Origin of the sequence: Bhargavaea beijingensis (assembly GCF_900101985.1) — a bacterium.
Lineage (GTDB): Bacteria > Bacillota > Bacilli > Bacillales_A > Planococcaceae > Bhargavaea > Bhargavaea beijingensis.
In genome coordinates, this window is the sequence record NZ_FNAR01000009.1 from 65,484 (window position 1) to 83,303 (window position 17,820).

General features: G+C 53.2%; 16 protein-coding genes and 1 other annotated feature. Of the genes, 2 read left to right on the forward strand and 14 right to left on the reverse strand.

The annotated features are described in order from the left end of the window. Nucleotides 1-141: 141 nt before the first annotated feature. The 3 genes from pheT to BLT01_RS08565 form a co-directional block, all read right to left on the reverse strand. Nucleotides 142-2,553 carry a phenylalanine--tRNA ligase subunit beta gene (pheT, locus tag BLT01_RS08555; RefSeq protein WP_092097114.1) on the reverse strand — a complete coding sequence of 804 codons (2,412 nt, stop codon included), beginning with the start codon at nt 2,551-2,553 and terminating at the stop codon, nt 142-144. Between the two features lie 12 nt (nt 2,554-2,565). Beyond that, entirely contained in the window at nt 2,566-3,603 is a 1,038-nt protein-coding gene (gene pheS, locus BLT01_RS08560) for a phenylalanine--tRNA ligase subunit alpha (protein ID WP_092097117.1), read from the reverse strand. 74 nt (nt 3,604-3,677) lie between these two features. Next, nucleotides 3,678-3,905, reverse strand: a binding site (T-box leader). Nucleotides 3,906-3,955: 50 nt separating this feature from the next. After that, nucleotides 3,956-4,717: a TrmH family RNA methyltransferase gene (locus BLT01_RS08565; RefSeq protein WP_092097119.1), complete on the reverse strand. Its 762-nt coding sequence runs from the start codon at nt 4,715-4,717 to the stop codon at nt 3,956-3,958. A gap of 101 nt (nt 4,718-4,818) precedes the next feature. Between BLT01_RS08565 and sspI the strand changes: the two genes are divergently transcribed. Next, the gene (gene sspI, locus BLT01_RS08570; RefSeq protein ID WP_092097122.1) at nt 4,819-5,037 is read left to right on the forward strand and encodes a small acid-soluble spore protein SspI; all 219 of its coding nucleotides are present in this window, start codon (nt 4,819-4,821) and stop codon (nt 5,035-5,037) included. 46 nt (nt 5,038-5,083) lie between these two features. Here sspI and argF read toward each other — a convergent pair whose 3' ends face one another. The 4 genes from argF to wrbA all read right to left on the reverse strand — a co-directional run bounded on the left by argF (nt 5,084) and on the right by wrbA (nt 9,169). Further along, the gene (gene argF, locus BLT01_RS08575; RefSeq protein ID WP_092097201.1) at nt 5,084-6,040 is read right to left on the reverse strand and encodes an ornithine carbamoyltransferase; all 957 of its coding nucleotides are present in this window, start codon (nt 6,038-6,040) and stop codon (nt 5,084-5,086) included. Nucleotides 6,041-6,202: 162 nt separating this feature from the next. After that, the gene (locus BLT01_RS08580; protein ID WP_092097124.1) at nt 6,203-7,291 is read right to left on the reverse strand and encodes a M42 family metallopeptidase; all 1,089 of its coding nucleotides are present in this window, start codon (nt 7,289-7,291) and stop codon (nt 6,203-6,205) included. 86 nt (nt 7,292-7,377) lie between these two features. After that, a complete protein-coding gene (locus tag BLT01_RS08585; RefSeq protein WP_092097127.1) occupies nt 7,378-8,427 on the reverse strand; it encodes a beta-carotene 15,15'-monooxygenase in 1,050 nt (349 codons plus the stop codon). 118 nt (nt 8,428-8,545) lie between these two features. Further along, on the reverse strand, nt 8,546-9,169 hold the full coding sequence (gene wrbA / locus BLT01_RS08590) for an NAD(P)H:quinone oxidoreductase (RefSeq protein WP_092097130.1): 624 nt from the start codon (nt 9,167-9,169) through the stop codon (nt 8,546-8,548). Nucleotides 9,170-9,320: 151 nt separating this feature from the next. Here wrbA and BLT01_RS08595 point away from each other — a divergent pair, with 151 nt between their 5' ends. Next, nucleotides 9,321-10,499, forward strand: coding sequence for an MFS transporter (locus tag BLT01_RS08595; RefSeq protein WP_092097133.1), 1,179 nt, complete (start codon nt 9,321-9,323; stop codon nt 10,497-10,499). 65 nt (nt 10,500-10,564) lie between these two features. On the opposite strand, the gene BLT01_RS08600 is transcribed toward BLT01_RS08595, so the two are convergent. The 7 genes from BLT01_RS08600 to BLT01_RS08630 all read right to left on the reverse strand — a co-directional run bounded on the left by BLT01_RS08600 (nt 10,565) and on the right by BLT01_RS08630 (nt 17,737). After that, nucleotides 10,565-11,341, reverse strand: coding sequence for a LysM peptidoglycan-binding and 3D domain-containing protein (locus tag BLT01_RS08600; RefSeq protein ID WP_092097136.1), 777 nt, complete (start codon nt 11,339-11,341; stop codon nt 10,565-10,567). A 115-nt stretch (nt 11,342-11,456) separates the two neighbouring features. After that, complete coding sequence (locus tag BLT01_RS08605) at nt 11,457-13,253, reverse strand: PAS domain-containing sensor histidine kinase (protein WP_092097138.1); 1,797 nt, start codon at nt 13,251-13,253, stop codon at nt 11,457-11,459. 165 nt (nt 13,254-13,418) lie between these two features. Continuing rightward, nucleotides 13,419-14,093 (reverse strand): SOS response-associated peptidase, encoded by a 675-nt coding sequence (locus tag BLT01_RS08610; RefSeq protein ID WP_092097141.1) that lies wholly within the window; start codon nt 14,091-14,093, stop codon nt 13,419-13,421. Nucleotides 14,094-14,181: 88 nt separating this feature from the next. After that, entirely contained in the window at nt 14,182-15,006 is an 825-nt protein-coding gene (locus BLT01_RS08615) for a DUF368 domain-containing protein (protein ID WP_092097144.1), read from the reverse strand. Between the two features lie 125 nt (nt 15,007-15,131). Then, nucleotides 15,132-16,091, reverse strand: coding sequence for an oxygen-dependent tRNA uridine(34) hydroxylase TrhO (gene trhO / locus BLT01_RS08620; RefSeq protein ID WP_092097147.1), 960 nt, complete (start codon nt 16,089-16,091; stop codon nt 15,132-15,134). 363 nt (nt 16,092-16,454) lie between these two features. Next, a complete protein-coding gene (locus BLT01_RS08625; protein WP_092097150.1) occupies nt 16,455-16,727 on the reverse strand; it encodes a hypothetical protein in 273 nt (90 codons plus the stop codon). A 17-nt stretch (nt 16,728-16,744) separates the two neighbouring features. After that, the gene (locus BLT01_RS08630) at nt 16,745-17,737 is read right to left on the reverse strand and encodes an NAD(P)/FAD-dependent oxidoreductase (protein ID WP_092097153.1); all 993 of its coding nucleotides are present in this window, start codon (nt 17,735-17,737) and stop codon (nt 16,745-16,747) included. Nucleotides 17,738-17,820 lie beyond the last annotated feature (83 nt).

Here is a 17,820-nt window from a genome sequence, read left to right on the forward strand (position 1 = left end):
TCGTACGCGAACTTCACGGATTCGTACGCGAACCTGGAAGCACCAGCACTTCTCATACGCGAACTCCTTATCGCCCCGGTCCATGCGCACCCCACATAGCACCGAAACCCCGCCGGTAACCCGGCGGGGTTTCGTTCATTTTCAGTTCCGGACCTGCGCCCCTTCTTCTTCAAGAGCTGCTACGATACGGCAGTGCGCTTCGGAAACTTCCTCGTCTGTAAGCGTACGCTCCGGATCGAGATAGGTCAGTGAAAACGCAATTGATTTCAAGCCTTCTTCCATCCGATCGCCTTCATACACGTCAAAGACGCGGATATCCTTCAGCATGTTTCCGGCATTGGCTCGGATGGTGGTTTGCAATGTCGCTGCCTGAATGGCTTTGGGCACGACCAGTGCGATGTCCCTGCTGATTGAAGGGAACTTCGGCACCGGCGTGTAAAGAAGCGGTTCCGTCTTTTCTTTGAGCAGGCGCTCCAGATTCAACTCAAAGACGATCGTATCCTTCAGATCACGGGCTTTCTGTTCGGACGGATGCAGCTGGCCGATGATGCCGACCCGCTCACCGTCCAATAGAACATCTGCGGTGCGGCCCGGGTGGAGACCGTCCATTGCCCCTTTGCGGAAGGTCAATTTGCCCGAGAGGCCGAGCTCGGCAGCCAGTCCTTCCACAATGCCTTTGACCGTATAGAAATCCACCGGCTTTTGTCCGCCCTGCCAGCCGCCTCCGGTCCATTCGCCTGTGACGGCTCCTGCTGCGTGCTCGACTTCTGCCGGCAGGCCATCCTCTCCTTTTCCGAGGAAGACAGATCCGACTTCATAAAGAGCGACCGAGCTTGTCTGGCGCGCAGTGTTATAGGTGACCGCCTCCAGCAGATGCGGCAGCAGGCTCTGACGGAGTGTGCTCCGCTCCTCGCTCATCGGCATGAGCAGACGCGTGACCGGTGCGGTTTCGAGCGCGAACTGCTGGGATTCCTGCTCGGATGTCAATGAGTAAGTGATTGCCTGATACAACCCGGCGCCTTCCAGGTAGCGGCGTACTGAGCGGCGTTTTTTCTGGTAAAGGGTGAGCCCGCCCGGAAGTGATTCCATCACCGGCAGCGTTGCAGGAATTTCATCATAGCCGTAAAGCCGTGCGATTTCCTCCACGATGTCTTCGGGGATGGAGATGTCCACACGCCGTGTCGGGGCATCGATGACGAACTGCCCGTTTACCGCTTCGTACGGGAACTGCAGGCGGTCCAGAATCTCTTCCATTTCCTCGAACGGGATTTTCATCCCCAGACGCTCATTGATGAAGTCCGGAGAAACGGTGACGCGCTTTGGTTCTTTGTCCAACGCGTCGAACAGGACGGTGCCGGAAAGCACTTCTCCTCCCGCAAGATCGGCCATGAGGGCGGCAGCCCGCTCGCCCGCCTCGATCACACGGTTCGTGTCGACTCCTTTTTCAAAGCGGGTACTGGCATCGCTTCTGAGGCCCAGTTCCCGTGAAGTTTTCCGGACAGACGCCGGATCGAAATAAGCCGCTTCAATGACGACAGTCGTCGTGCCGTCATGGACTTCTGAATTGGCACCGCCCATGACTCCTGCGATTGCGACCGGTTGACGGCCGTTTGTGATCAAGAGATGATGCGGCTCCAGCTTCCGCTCCGTGCCGTCAAGCGTTTGGATCACTTCACCTTCTGCTGCATGCCGGACGGCGATTTCGCCTGTGCCCAGGCGGTCATAGTCGAACGCGTGAAGCGGCTGTCCGTACTCCATCAGCACGTAGTTCGTGATGTCGACGATGTTGTTGAGCGGACGAACGCCGGCAGCCATGAGCCGGGCTTTGAGCCATTCCGGGGATTCCCCGACTTTGACATTCCGGACGATTTTCGCCGCGTAAAGCGGGTTGGCTTCCGGGGCATCAATGCGAAGGCTCAGATGTCCGGATGCCGGCTCTGCAGCTTCCTCATGCGCAGTTTCCGGAAGCTTCACATCTCTTGATAGGATTGCAGCGGTCTCGTAGGCCACCCCCAGCATACTGAGTGCATCCGACCGGTTTGGCGTCAGGTCCAGTTCAAGAACCGTATCATCCAGACCGAGCAACGCGAGTGCATCCTCACCCGGACGTGCATCTGCAGGAAGCACGTAGATTCCGGATGCATAGGCTTTTGGAACGACTTTCCCGTCGAACCCGAGTTCCTGGAGCGAGCAGATCATACCGTGGGATTCTTCCCCGCGCAATTTCGCCTTCTTGATCTTTACACCGCCGGGAAGCCGGGCACCCGGACGCGCAACGACGACTTTCTGCCCGGCAGCTACGTTTGGTGCACCACAGATAATCTGGCTCGGCTCTTCCTCGCCTACATCAACGCGGCAAATATTCAGCTTGTCCGCCTGCGGATGCCTATTGCACTCCAACACATGGCCGACGACAATGTTTTTCAGCCCCTTGGAGCGGTCGTCAACGGCGTCCACCTCGATGCCGGATCTCGTAATTTTCTCCGCCAGCTCAGCCGGCTCCACACCTTCAATATCGACGTAATCGCTTAACCAGTTCAATGAAATTTTCACGAGTCGCCCTCCTCAGCCTTCCGTCCTGCGGAATTGTCCGATAAACCGGAGATCATCCGTGTAGAAATGGCGGATGTCTTCGATTCCGTATTTCAGCATCGCAATTCGCTCCGGTCCCATGCCGAAAGCAAATCCGGAATGCACATCCGGGTCATAACCGCCCATCCGAAGCACATTCGGGTGAACCATGCCTGCGCCCAAAATTTCGATCCAGCCTGTCTTTTTGCAGACATTGCAACCAGATCCGCCGCACTTAAAGCAAGAAATATCCATTTCGACGGACGGTTCCGTAAACGGGAAGTAGCTCGGGCGGAGACGGATTTCCCGCTCTTCTCCGAACATCTTCTTCGCGAAGCGATCCAGCGTGCCTTTCAGATCGCTCATCCGGATATCCTCCCCGACAACAAGCCCTTCAATCTGTGTGAACTGATGGGAATGGGTCGCGTCGTCGTTGTCCCGGCGGTACACTTTGCCCGGGCAAATGATTTTGAACGGCTTGCCCTTTTTGATTTCCATCGTGCGTGCCTGCACCGGCGACGTATGTGTCCTGAGGAGGATGTCCTCGGTAATGTAGAACGAATCCTGCATATCACGGGCCGGGTGGCCTTTCGGCAAGTTCAGCGCTTCAAAGTTATAGTAGTCCTTCTCCACTTCCGGCCCTTCCGCGACTTCGTAACCCATCGAGATAAAGAAGTCTTCGATCTCCTCGATGATGCGGGTAAGCGGATGATGGTTCCCGGTTTTCACAGGAGTGCCCGGAAGTGTCACGTCGATCGACTCGGCATCCAATTTCCTTGCGACCGCTTCTTCCTCAAGCGCTGCCATCCGGCTTTCCAGCTCCGCGGTCACCTCGCCGCGCACTTCATTGACAAGTGCTCCCATTTTCGGCCGTTCCTCTGCAGGAAGCTTACCCATTCCCTTTAAAAGGTCCGTGATCGGCCCTTTCTTGCCCAAGTACTTGACCCGGACGCCATTCAGCGACTTTACATCGGCTGCTGATGCGATGGCCTCTAGCGCTTCTTCCTTCAACTGCTGCAGCTGCTGCTCCATTCGGATTCTCCTTTCGTTAACCAGACTGCCGCCTGTCCTTGCGTTTCCGGGTATACAAAAAGCCCCGCCCCCAACAAAGGGACGAGGCTGAACTCGCGGTACCACCCTGATTACCGCACGCGGGTGCGGTCACTCTGGACAGGATAACGGCTGTGTGCCGGCTCGCCTTTACAGCTGATGCTGGTCCCGGCGGCAACTCGCGGGGTGAACTTCAGCGTATCCGATCACCGGCGCTTCCAGTCTCTGGCGCCGGCTCCCTGTCATCCGATGGGCCGCCTACTCTTCCCGCTCAATGTCTTTGGTCAATTACTTCTCCAGTATATCGGAACATTCTTCCGGGGGTCAAGCCGGTTCAGTCACGAAGCGCATAAAGAAGGATGCCTGTCGCAACCGCCACGTTCAGCGATTCGGCAAGTCCACGAAGCGGGATCATGAGCCTTTTTTCCGTTTCCGCCAGCAGCTCCGGATCGACGCCGTTCCCTTCGTTGCCGACGATCAGCGCGAAAGTGTCGCTTTTGCAAGGCTCATCGTAAGCGACGGCTCCTTCAAACGCCGTCCCGTAAACGGGGATTCCCCTATTTTTCAGCTCATGGACCGTTTCCTGGAGATCCCTCCGCATGACGGGAAGATGAAAATGCGAACCTTGAGCGGACCGCACGGTTTTCGGTGCGTAGGGGTCCGCGCTGCCTTTCCCGAGAATCACTGCATCGATCCCTGCCGCATCGGCCGTACGGATCATTGTGCCGATATTGCCCGGATCCTGGACGGCATCGATCAGCAGAAGGGACTTCCAGCCCTCCTGCTCTTCCGCGGTCACTTCCGGAATCCGGCATTGCGCATAAATCCCCTGTGGGTGCTCGGTATCCGTGATTTCCCGTTCGACCTGGGGAGTGATCTCAATCAGCTGGATCTCATCAATCTCCCAGTAATCGGGGATCGTGACACCTTCCCTGACAATCAGCGCAAGGACCGTTCCTTCTTTTTTCAGAGCCTCTTCCGCCAGGTGCTCCCCTTCGACCAGGAACTCTCCGGTTTTGTCCCGTTCCTTCCGGGTGTTGACCAGCTTCTTCCAATGCTTGACTAGCGAGTTCTGTGTGGATTCAATCCGCTTCAATCTGTGACACCTTCCGTCATCCGTTATTTGCTTAAGTGTAGCAAAACAAAGGTATAAGCGGCGAGCAAAACGGAAAACCTTTCCGCAGGAGGGTGATGAACATGAACTTCCAGATCCGTGATGCCATCACGGCCAACATGCAGGGAAACTCGGCGGAAGATATTCGCGGCGTCATCGATGACGCCATCGCACGCGGCGAAGAGCATCTCCTGCCCGGTCTCGGCGTGATCTTCGAGAAATTCTGGCAGCAGGCCGATGCGGCCGAAAAGCAGAACGTCCTGGCCGACCTGGAAAGCGCATTCGGCAAAAAGGTACAGTAACCCAATTGGAAAAGCCGCCGGGTCCGGCGGCTTTTTGCCTATTCATTTAAAGGATCGATGCAAGAACCGCTTTTTGTGCATGAAGGCGGTTTTCAGCCTGCTGGAAGATGTAGGAGTTCGGGCCGTCTATGACGGATGCCGATACTTCTTCGCCGCGGTGTGCCGGCAGGCAGTGAAGGAACATGTAATCTTCTTTTGCATGCTTGACGAGGGCTTCATCGACCATAAATCCCTTGAACGCCTCGAGCCTTGCCGCCGCTTCCTCTTCCTGTCCCATGCTGGTCCATGTATCCGTATAGACAGCATCTGCTCCGCTGACCGCCTTGACAGGGTCTGATGTCCAGCTTACGTGTCCACCAGTTTTGCCGGCAATGGCGACTGCTGTTTCCATCACATCAGGCGACGGCTCATAGCCTTCGGGGGTCGCAACCGCGATTTCCATCCCGGTATGGGCAGCGGCCATGATGAGTGAGTGGGCCACATTGTTTCCGTCGCCGACATAGGCAATCTTGAGGCCCTCCAGTCCGCCTTTCACCTCACGCACAGTCAGAAGATCTGCTAGTGCCTGGCATGGATGATAAAGATCCGTCAGGCCGTTGATGACCGGGATGCTTGCTTCACCCGCCAGCTCCTGCACCATCGTGTGCTTATTTGCGCGGATCATGATGGCGTCCAGATACCCTGACAGCACATGGGCGGTGTCATAGACCGATTCGCCACGGCCGATCTGAAGGTCTCGGGAATTCATGTACATCGCATGTCCCCCGAGTTGGATCATTCCGGACTCAAACGAAATTCGGGTACGTGTCGAATGTTTCTCGAAAATCATTCCGAGGATTTTACCGGCGAGCAGTTTCGGATACCGGCCCTCCGAACCAAGTTTTTTCAGTACAACCCCGAGCTCCACAAGCCCATTTACTTCATCACCTGTAAGCTGGTCCAGCGCCAGCAAATCTTTCCCCTTAAGACTTTCAACCAATACCATTTCCTGCATCCCCGTCATGAACACTCCAATCACCCTTTCATTTATTCACCTTGTTGCATCATTATACAATTGCATAAATATTAAATCAAGCGGTTCTTTATAACTATTTTCCATTTTATGAGGAAACAATTAAACGGAAAATCCCCGCCAACCTTTGAAGGATGGCGGGGAAGCATCTGGTTATTCAAATGTAAGGCGATCGACCGTTTCACGGTCCAACTTCTTGATGACCTCTACGATCAGCTGAACAGCGTGCTCATAATCCTTTTTATGCAGGATCGCCGCATGGCTGTGAATGTAGCGGGTTGGGATGCAGATGGCAAGGGACGGGACGCCTTCATTGGCCAGGTGGATGGAGCCTGCATCTGTACCGCCCCCCGGAATCGTTTCAAACTGGTACGGGATGCCTTTTTCTTCGGCTGTATCCACGACCAGTTCGCGAAGGCCTTTGTGGGAGACCATCGAGGCATCATACAGGACGATTTGCGGGCCGTCTCCCATTTTGCCGGATGCTTCTTTGGAAGAGACGCCCGGCGTATCGCCTGCGATGCCGACATCGACCGCAAATCCGATGTCCGGTTTTACCTTGGCGGCGACAGTCCGGGCACCACGCAGGCCGATCTCTTCCTGAACGGCCCCGGCAGAGAAGACGGTGTTCGGATGCTGTTCGTCTTTCAGCTTGCGCAGAACGTCAATGGCAATGGCGCAGCCGATCCGGTTGTCCCAGGCTTTTGCCATTAAATAATCCGGGTTGTTCATGACCGTGAATTCAAAATACGGGGCAACCATGTCTCCAGGACGCACGCCCCACTCCATCGCTTCTTCTTTGGAGGAAGCGCCGATGTCAATGAACATATCCTTGATATCGACCGGCTTTTTGCGGGCATCGGCAGAAAGGATGTGCGGCGGCTTTGAGCCGACCACTCCGGTGAGTTCACGGCCGTCACGCGTTACGATTGTCACGCGCTGGGCGAGCATGACCTGCGACCACCAGCCCCCTACGGTCTGGAAACTGAGAAATCCTTTGTCGTCGATTTTTGAAACCATGAAGCCGACTTCATCCAGGTGTCCCGCCACCAGCACACGCGGGCCTTCCGAGTCGCCTTTTTTTTCGGCGATCAACGAACCGAGGCCATCATAGTCGATCGAATCGGCAAACGGTTCAATATAGCGCTTCATCACTTCGCGGGGTTCCCTTTCGTTGCCCGGAATCCCTTTTGCATCTGTCAGGTCTTTTAACATTTGGAGCTGTTCGTCAAGCTGGACCATTACTTCGACCTCCTAAATATGTGTCATTCAAATTATAGTGGATGAAGCATGTGTTTTCAAAACATTGAAGAAAGATCGGCTGGGTTTTAGTCGCAATCCAGCTCTGTTTTCAGACGCCTGAAAAACGCTTCTTTTTCATCTACCTTGACTGCAACTGCCCGATAAGGCTTTCTGATGCCCATGAACAATATGGCGGCAACCGGCTGCTTCAGCTTGATGAGGATATCCGGACTGGCCGCATCGAAGTCCCTCGAGATAAACTCGGCGGTATCCTTGGAAAGTTTGCCGGACAACTCTTCACCGTCTGTAACCAATTCCGCGATGTCCGAATAGCGGATTTCCATCCGCTTGGCCATGCCGAGGGACAGGTATAGGCGGTCACGGCCGAAAACCGCCGGGGACAGCCTCACCGCTTGCATGTCCGCAATCAAATAGATCACAGAATAGACGTTCAGAAAAAGGAGGATGATCGAAAGCACAAGTGATTTTTCATGGAGCCACCAGTGGATGCCGATTGTTTCGATGATAATGCCATGAATGATCATTATTTGCATGGCCATATGACCTGTTTTCCGATGGAGGGTGAATGTATCCTCAGTAAGCGGCAGCTTCTTTTTCCACGATCCGAATGCATAATGGAACATCAGCATTTCCGAACAGAATGCGTGAACGATCGGGTGGCTTCGGATGTGACTGTCTACGGCTGCAGGGAATGCGAAAAGAAGCGGTTTTGAGTCCTCCCTTGTTGTGCGGAGGATTTTTGGCAGGTAGACAAACAGAGAAACGACGAGCACCAGTTCAAGCAGGATAAATGCTCCTTCTGCAGCAAAGCCGAGATAAGTGATCGGTGCATAGCTGCCCAGCCACTCTGCTGGGATGAGGAACCTCGCCGCGATCAGGCCTGCCGCAGCCCCTAACAGGAACCCCTTCAGCGTAATCGATCTTCTCCAAGCCAGGAACAAAAGCGGCGCCACGATCGCCAGGTCGATCAGCGAGCCGAGCACGACCGACTCTGATGCCCCAGAAAGCAAATCGCCGCCGAATTCGGTCCTGTAGAGGAGCAGGTTGGATCCGAGAACAAGCAACAGCAGGATCAGCCAGATTGGATTTGCGGATTTCCGGACAACAGCGTCCATAAGATCATCCTCCACCTTCTTTTATCTCTATATGTTATACGTTGGCCCCGATCCCTTCTCCTGCTTCAGCAGAAGGAAACCGCCCCGATACGGAGGCGGTTTCACACAAAGTTCAAACTCATGCTTTGGAACCCTGCTTGACCCACTTGGCGACTTCAACGGTACGACGGGCCTGGTGCCGGACAGCCGCTTTGATCTTTTCTTCCCCTTCGACCATATTGCCGTCCTGGTCGACTGTGACACTCGTGCCGTACGGGTTTCCGCCAGCTGCGAATACCGACTGATCCGTGTAGCCTGGGGCGGCGATGATGGCCCCCCAATGGAACAACGATGTGTAGAGGGAGAGAATGGTCGCTTCCTGTCCGCCGTGAGGATTTTGTGCGGATGACATGGCGCTGCATACTTTGTTGATGAGCTTGCCCTGTGCCCAAAGACCACCGGTCAAGTCAAAGAACTGCTGCATCTGGACAGACTTGCTGCCGAAACGGGTCGGTGCACTGAAGATGATGGCATCCGCCCACTCAAGGTCTTCCGGCTTGGCTTCCGGCTCATTCTTCACCGATTCATAATGCAGTTTCCAGGCGGGGTTTGAGGCAATCGCCGCCTCGGGAGCGGTTTCTGCAACCTTCAGGACTTTGACTTCCGCCCCTGCTTCCCGCCCCGTTTCACCCGCCCAATGAGCCAATTTGTGATTGGTACCGGTCGAACTGTAGTGAATGACCGCCAGTCTGATTGGATCCATTCAGACAACTCCCTTGAATTCTTGGTATTTTTCCGAACATTACTACTATTCCCTCCATCCCGAACAGCTAAACAACCGGTTTGCAAATGGATGACGTCTGACCGCCCTCGTGATAAAGTGAATTTACCATGTATCCGAAAGAGGCCAAGCCATGCGTGTCTTCATCTATTTCATCATTTTCTTTTCGTTTTTCGACCTGTTCAGCCAACTGCCGATAATGAGCCCTCATGCCGTACTGCTCGGTGCCACGCCTTTTGTTACAGGGCTTGTCGTCGGTATCTATTCGTTCGCCAATACGATCGGCAACGTGTTCTCCGGGTTTTCGACTGACCGTCTTGGTCCATTTCCGATTTTGATAGCCGGACTGCTTCTGTCGTCCGCCGCCCTCTTCCTCTACACGCCCGCGGACACGCCGAACGCCCTCCTGGCCGTGCGTGTGGTCCACGGCTTCATGGAGGGACTGATCGTTCCTGCTGCATTCACGTTCATCGCCAACCGTTCGGATGAATCAAAGCGCGGGAAGAATGCTGCTTTGTCAGGTGCTTTTGTCGGGCTGGCCGCGATTGCAGGGCCTGCTCTGAGCGGAATCATCGCCTCGAAAAAAGGCGCACCATTCATCATGATGATGAACGGCACATTTCTCTTGGCACTTGCCATTCTTGCCGTGTTCATCCTGGGCAACATCAAAAAACAACGAGAGGCAGAAGGAAAAGGCAAAGATAAGGCCGACCGCTCTTCCGGACACGTCCCTGTAAGGGTGCTGTTCCGGCATCCCGGCGTGGTCCGGGCATTTGCGGGCGCTTTTTTTCTGATGTTCTCACAGGGTGTGCTCGCCCTCGTACTTCCGCTCCGCGTCGAGGCAATCGGATTCGACACGAAGACGAGCGGCCTTTTGCTCAGCATCTTCGGAATCGTCGCCATCCTAATTTTCGTCTTGCCGACCAACCGGCTCTTTGACCGGATCAGGCCCGAGGCGACCCTGGCATTCGGCATCGCGCTCATGGGCGCAAGCATGCTGTTCCTGTCCGTTGCCGGACAGTTGCCGCTGCTCTATGCGGCCATGTCCTTGTATGGAATCGGGTTTGCTTTCCTGTTCCCTTCAGTCAATTCTTTGCTGATCGATTCGACGGACGCTCATTACAGAGGGAAAGCTTATGGGTACTTCTATGCGTTTTTCTCGATGGGCGTTGTTGCAGGGTCCGGATTGATCGGGCTTTTGGACTTGGATGCGCATGGCGCTTTCCTGCTCACCGGAGCGGTCCTCCTAGCCGTAGCCGCCTATTCGCTATCGGGAATGAGACGCACGAAAGCAGATCAAACCAGCCTTTGACACACAAAACAGCCATCCGGCCGCCTGAAATCAGGTGGAACGGATGGCTGTTTTACAATTCTATATCAGTTCAGGATCTTCACTTTAACGGTTTTGGATCCCCACTGAAGCGCACGGCTTTTGTTAGGGATGAAGACATCGATGCGGTTGCCTTTAATAGCTCCGCCAGTGTCTCCGGCAATGGCTTCTCCATAACCTTCAACCCAGACTTTCGTTCCGAGCGGAATGACTTTAGGGTCGACCGCAATGACTTTCTGGTTCGGGTTGGCCTTCAGGTTGATGCCGGTTGCCGTGATTCCGGAGCAGCCGTTGCAGTAAGCTGTGTACGCAGTTGCGCGGACAGACAGTTGACGTGATGCAGAAGGCGCCGGCTTGGACGCAGAAGCATTATTGGACGCAGAAGCATTATTTGGCGCGCTCGCTTGCACGGCTTTGCCGGATACTTTCAGGACTTGCCCCGGATAGATGAGCGAGCCGCTGAGGCCATTCAGCCCCATGAGCGTGTTGACGCCGATGCCATGTTTGGTTGCGATGCGATAAAGCGTATCGCCGCTTTTAACGGTATATGTGGAAGCATTAGCTGCTGGCTTCGAAGCAGCCGGCGCTTTCTGTTGGGTCTGAGTTGCGTTGCTGCCAGAGGAGGTGGTCAGGACCTCTCCCGGACGGATTAAATCAGAGGAAAGGGAGTTCCACTGTTTCAGCTGTGCGACTGTGACAGAATTGGCCTGAGAGATGGACCAGAGTGTATCCCCTTTAGAGACCGTATGCTCCGCAGCCGAAGCGGTTCCTGCACCTGCACCCAGGGTCAGCGCTGCCGTCAGCGCAATCAAGCTTTTTTTCATAATGGTAAATGTCTCCTTTCTTCAACGACACCAACTCTACCACGCTTATGTTACAGTGGCGTAACAAATCGATGAAGAAACGAAAACATATTATTACACTCTATTAATAGATCAGTCATAAAGGAGTAGATTCCTTCACGCGCGGCAGCCGGATTCTTGCCGTCGTGCCTTTTCCTTCCTCGCTTTCAAACTCAATTGTGCCTCCATGCCGCTCAATGATTTTGAAGCTTTTCATGAGTCCCATGCCGGTGCCTTTCTCTTTATTTGAATAGAAGGGCTCACCCAGACGCGGCAACCGTTCCTCAGGAATGCCGATCCCTTCATCACTGACTTCGACGACTGGACCCTCTCCGCTATTCCAGGCCGCAAGATGGATTGTCCCTCCATCAGGCATCGCTTCAATCGAGTTTTTCACCAAATTGATGATGACATGCTTGATTTCATCCATTTTGCAGATGGCTGGAAGCTCCGTGTCCGGCACCCTGAAACGGATCTCGCAATTGTGCATTCGCGCTTCAGCCCTGAGGACACGGCTGACTTCCAGAAGGACCCGCTTCAGATCGGCCGCTCTCATTTCGTCACCCTGATGGGGTTCAGCGAGCATCAGCAGTTCATCGACAATCTGTTCGATACGATCCAACTGGTCCATGACGATGTCGATGTATGTTCCCGCTGAATCTGTCTCGTCCATCAGCTGCATGAACCCTTTTACCGATGTCAGGGGGTTTCTCACTTCGTGTGCAATGCCGGCGGCCAAGTGGCCGACCATCCCAAGTTTTTCCCATTTTAAGTTGACTTCTTCCGAGAATTTCTGCTTGGTGATGTCCTGCGTGAACCCTATGAGCCGAAGAATACGTCCTTCACTATTGCAAATCGGAACCGACTTCGTACGCAACCATTTGAGTCCCTTGCCGGGTACCATGATCCGATATTCCATTTCACCCGAACCGGGATTGCAGAGCGCTTCCACCATATTTCCCTTGTCATCTGGATGAATATGTTTTTGAAAAGCCATGCAATCGGCATAAATCTCGTTCAGTTCAACCTCGAACAAACTTTTTATTGCCGGGCTCAAATAAACAAAGCGATGATGGATAAAATCGTACTGGCCGACACCCAGGTCAGTATTTTCCATAATATCGACAATGAGCTGGTCCCGGTCCTTGATGATCCGCTCCTGCAGTTGAATCAGTGATTGTGTGTTTGCTGCCGATTCTTTGGAGACGATCATGGCGGCTGCGGCAGCCAGATGGCCTTCACTATCATAAACAGGGTACGCCCGGATACTGACCGGCACACGGGTTCCGTTTTTTTTCAGGCGCACGGTCTCAAGAACGATTTTCCTCTCCCCTGCCAACAGCCGGTTCCGCGTCACCTCGAACTCTTCCTGTAAATCCTTCGGCACATACGGCAGGATGCCTCCTACAAGGTCATCCTCTGTCCAACCATATTCCTTCGTGAACGATAAGTTAATTTTCATCACTTCGCCATTGGTTCTCAAAAGAACCGCCGCTTCATCCATAAATTCAAAAAAAGGGCTGCTCCAGGTTGTTGATGGACTGTCCGGCCCGATCTCAATAGGTTCTTTCCTTATTGGGATCGCCCTCAATAACACATGTTGTTCATCAATCCGTTCAAAGTTCTCCACATACATCGGGCACTTGGAATCGTCTCTTCCCCTCACAGAAAAGGGAACAAATTCTTCGCCGCCATGTGCGTTGCGGACCCTCTCAATGAAAAGCGGAATATCCTTAAAATGCGCGCTGTCATAGACAGAGTCATCCAATGATGAAGGGAATCTGAGGGATTCCTTTTCATCGCTTGCAACCATGCAATAATGGCCGCTATCGATATGGAGCACCATATAGAGGTATCCGCCTTTGTTTGCCTGGAACAGCTCTTTATTCTTCATTCCACATCCCGCTCTCGTTATGAATATCTCGTATTGAGGCCGCTGGAACCGACCGAAAGACTCATTATTCTGTTTTTATTGAGTCTATTATACTAATATTTATTTGATTTTGACAGTGGAAACTCGATGTATTATTTAGCGAGTGCTAAAACGTTTAATTGGAGTTCAGCAAAACGGCACGATCAATTCAGGCCCGTTGTTTTTAGGCGAGTTCACCTCGGGCGAAACTTCATAGGCTTCCATTTTATCTGCATCATAAGGAACGAGCATGCGGCTCAGTGACCCTGTATCCCGGTTATCCGGTGCCAGCCATTCTGCTTCGTGTGCCGGATTCAGAATTACGGGCATCCGGTCATGAATCCTTTCCATTAGACGGTTCGGCTTTGTGGTGATGGCTGTACAGGTATGGACTTTCTCGCCGGCCGGGGATACCCAGGTGTCCCATAGTCCCGCCATGCCAAACACAGGTTCATCCTTGAGCCTGATCCTCATCGGCCTGCGGATCTCCCCCTCCCGTTGCCACTCATAAAACGAGTCGGCCGGAATGATGCAGCGGCGCCGCTCGAACGCCTGCCGGAAAATCGGCTTTTCTTCCAAGGTTTCTGCACGCGCATTGGTTATCCGGCTGCCGATTTTCATCTCTTTCGACCATCTTGGAATAAGTCCCCAGCGCAGTTTGCCCATCCGGTTCTCCCGGCCGTTATTGATTACGGCAACCACCTTCTGGGTCGGGGCAATATTGTAGCTCGGCAAATATTCTCCCTCTTCGAATGTACGGCCGATCCCGAATCTCGCAATCAGCTCTTCGTAAGGGATGTATAGCGTAAACCTTCCGCACAACGCAATTCCCTCCCCCTTCTCATACTTTTAACTGTTATACATAAAAAGAACAGCCCGTGCAAGTGCACGAACCGTTCTCCGTCAGAATTCACCGAATATCCAAACTCTTTCCTTCCCTGCCGATTACCGCTGTCAACGCCAGTCCCGCAAGGAATGTGATCAGGCTGATGAGTCCTGTGAGGAAATCTCCAGGAAGCCCCGGAAAAATGACGAACACCGAACCCGCAATCAGACCGATGATGATTGCATACATCACGGTCGGTATCCTGCTGAGCAAATAGTGAATGACCTTGCTGCTGATAATAAAGCCGACACCGACTCCTGCTCCGATCACCGCAATGATCGGAAGGTTCAGATCGGACAGTGCCGCAATTGCCGTTGAATAAGCACCTAGCAACAACAAGACGAAGGATCCGCTGATTCCGGGCAACAGCATCGCCATGCTGCCTAGCCAGCCGGCGAAGAACAGGCCGGGTGCGTTGGTTGCATTCAACTCACGGATCGGTTCGGATTCGGCCGGGCTCAGGAAAGCAGTGGCGGCAAGCGAAATTCCGACTGCGGCAAGAAGCACATAGTGAAGAGGCCCAAAATTCCGTGCCATCCCCGCTTCCCTTGACAAAAAAGGCAACACTCCGAGAACCAGGCCAATAAAGAAGAATTGAGTCGGAACGATATGATAAGTAAGCAAGTAATCAATCAGCCGGCTGAAAAGAAGCAAGGCGGTTCCGATTCCCACACCGAGAGGGATCAGGAACAAGAGTTGCTTTTTCCATTCCCTACTGAAAAATCCGCTGATGGCAGACAGTAACCGATCATAAATCCCAAGAATCAGCGCGATTGTCCCTCCGCTCACTCCTGGAATCAGGTCACTGATGCCCATCAGAAGACCGCGGTATATATTTCTCCATTCCATAAGCCATTTCCATCCTTCCAGATTTGAATCAACTTCTCCAGTATAGCATGGAAAGAAACAACAGTTGCCGATTTTCCAAGGTAAAGCAGACACCAAAAAACCCGCGCCAAAGCGCGGGTCCTACGTCATGCCTTCTGGGCTTGGAGTTCGTCGACTTTCTCCTGCCATTCTGCTTCCGTCATGCCGGTTTCGAGGAAGTAACGGTTGCGGGGGTGTTCACGGCACTCATCAGAGCAGCTGCGGCGATAGAGAAGTTCGTTCTCTTCGGAAACGAGCATCTTTTTGTTGCATTCGGGATTTGCGCAGTTGACATACCGCTCACAAGGCGTCCCGTCAAAGTGGTCACGGCCGACGACCACATGCTCCACTTGGTTGACCGGCACGGCGATACGGTTGTCGAATACATAGCACTGTCCATCCCAGAGCTGTCCCTTCGCAACAGGGTCTTTTCCGTAAGTAACAATACCTCCATGAAGGTGCGCCACATCTTCGAAGCCCTCACGCTTCAGCCAGCCCGTAAACTTTTCACAGCGGATTCCGCCTGTGCAGTAGGCCAGAATCTTCTTGCCTTCAAACTTCTCACGGTTTTCACGGACCCAGTCGGGTAATTCGCGGAATGTCTCAACTTCAGGGCGGATTGCGCCGCGGAAGTGGCCGAGGTCATATTCGTAATCATTACGTGCATCGAGAACAACGACGTCATCACGCTGCATCTGCTCAAGAAACTCTTCCGGCTCCAAGTATTCACCGGTCAGTTCGTTTGGGTCGACATCTTCCTCAAGGCTGAGGTTAACGATCTCCTTGCGGTGGCGGACATGCATCTTTTTGAATGCATGGCCTTCCGCCTCATCCACTTTGAACACCATATCGCTGAACCGTTCATCCGCATGCATGGCATCCATGTATTTCTGTGTTTGCTCAATCGTGCCTGAGCACGTTCCGTTGATGCCTTCACTGCCCACAAGGATACGGCCTTTTAGCCCAAGTTCCCTGCAAAATGCAAGATGTTCCTGTGCAAAAGTTTCCGGATCCTCCATCGGCACGTATTTATAATACAAGAGGACTCTGTGTGTGAATTTTCCCATAATCCGACACCATTCCCTTTCTCCTTTAAAATTAAAAATGCCACTCCCCAATATAACAAAAATAGAAGCGGATGTGTAGCGGGAATATGCGGCAAGGAACTCAAGTTGTTTTTAGAATTGGTCAATGCGGATGAAAATGATCTGATGGACAGCCTCGCTACCGTCATCTTGCGCCCATAACAGCCCAACCACTCCAGGGAATCACTGACACCTGAAATCGTCTATGCAACTCTTCCGAATCCCGGGAGCGTCCCCCGGCAATCATCCTGTGCGAAAACTTAACGGCAAACATGAAAAACGCTTCGCAGGGAATATGCGAAGCGTTTTCGAGGAGTTTCCCCATATGATAAGCCGAAACCGCCTTTACTTTTTCATGCTTTTGTAAATGCCGATGAATCCTTCGGGCTGTTCCTCTGTCCTGAAGGCGAACACCCCTTCATCCGTATGAAGGTACAGGAACCAGCAGCGGCTTGTCGCTGCACGTGAACTCATATCCCAGACTTTCGCCAGTGGAAATTCACGCTCCGAAGAAATGACCGCATTCTCCGTCAGGATCAATTCACATTCCACGTCTTCTGCCCGCTGTTGCAATCGCCGGATCGAGCGCTCGGTCCGAATGTAACGGATGATCGCCATTGCCTGTTCCCAGCCCGTCATTTGAATACAGAAGTGCTGTGAAGCGGCTGCACACGGGACTTCGGATCCAGATAGGCCTTCGCGTTATTGATGGCGATCGGGGCCTCTCCGAGACCGACGGCAATGAGTTTGACTTTGCCCTCGTAGGTGGTTACGTCGCCTGCTGCATAAATCCCTTCAATATTCGTCTCCATCTTGGTATTGACGACAATCGAGTTTTTGTCCATTTCCAGCCCCCACTCTTTGAGCGGTCCAAGGGAAGAGACGTTACCGTAGTTGACGATGACATGATCCGCATGGAGATTCGTTTCAACGCCTTCCTTGCTGACCAGCACGACTTCATCCAGCCGTCCTTCTTCCCCCTGCAGAATTTTGACATTATGGGAGGTCTTGACACGGACGGTCGATTCATGCAGCTTTGTGACACTTGTTTCATGGGCCGTGAAGCGTTCGCGGCGGTGAACAAGTGTCACTTTGTCCGCAACTCCTTCAAGCATGAGCGCCCAGTCCACTGCGGAGTCGCCTCCTCCGCATACAAGAACTTCCGTCCCTTTGAATCCGGACAGATCCTTGACGCCGTAGTGCAATGTTTTTCCTTCGAATCTTTCAGCGCCTTCGACATTCAGTTTGCGCGGCTGAAACGCCCCTACACCGGCAGTGATGAGAACCGTGCGTGAATAATGGACACCCCTGTCCGTCTCGATGACAAACAGATCTCCGTCCCGGTTTGCTGCCAACACTGTTTCACCGAGGCAGATCTCAGGTTTGCCGTATTGCGCCTGCTCGGAAAGGTTGGCAACAAGATCTTTCGCCAGAATCTTCGGAAAGCCCCCGACATCGTAAATATATTTATCCGGGTAAAGTTCCGAAAGCTGGCCGCCCAGTTGCGGAAGGCTGTCCAGGATCTTGACCTTCATTTCCCGCATGCCCGCGTAAAAGGAAGCGAAAAGTCCGGTTGGACCCGCGCCTACGATTGTTATATCAAACACTTCTTGTTCGTTTTCCAACATAGTTCACTCCTATTTGAAATCCGGCTGAGAATTCTTTTCAGTTAACATTATAACGGTAACCCGCCCTTTGGAAAAGACATTAC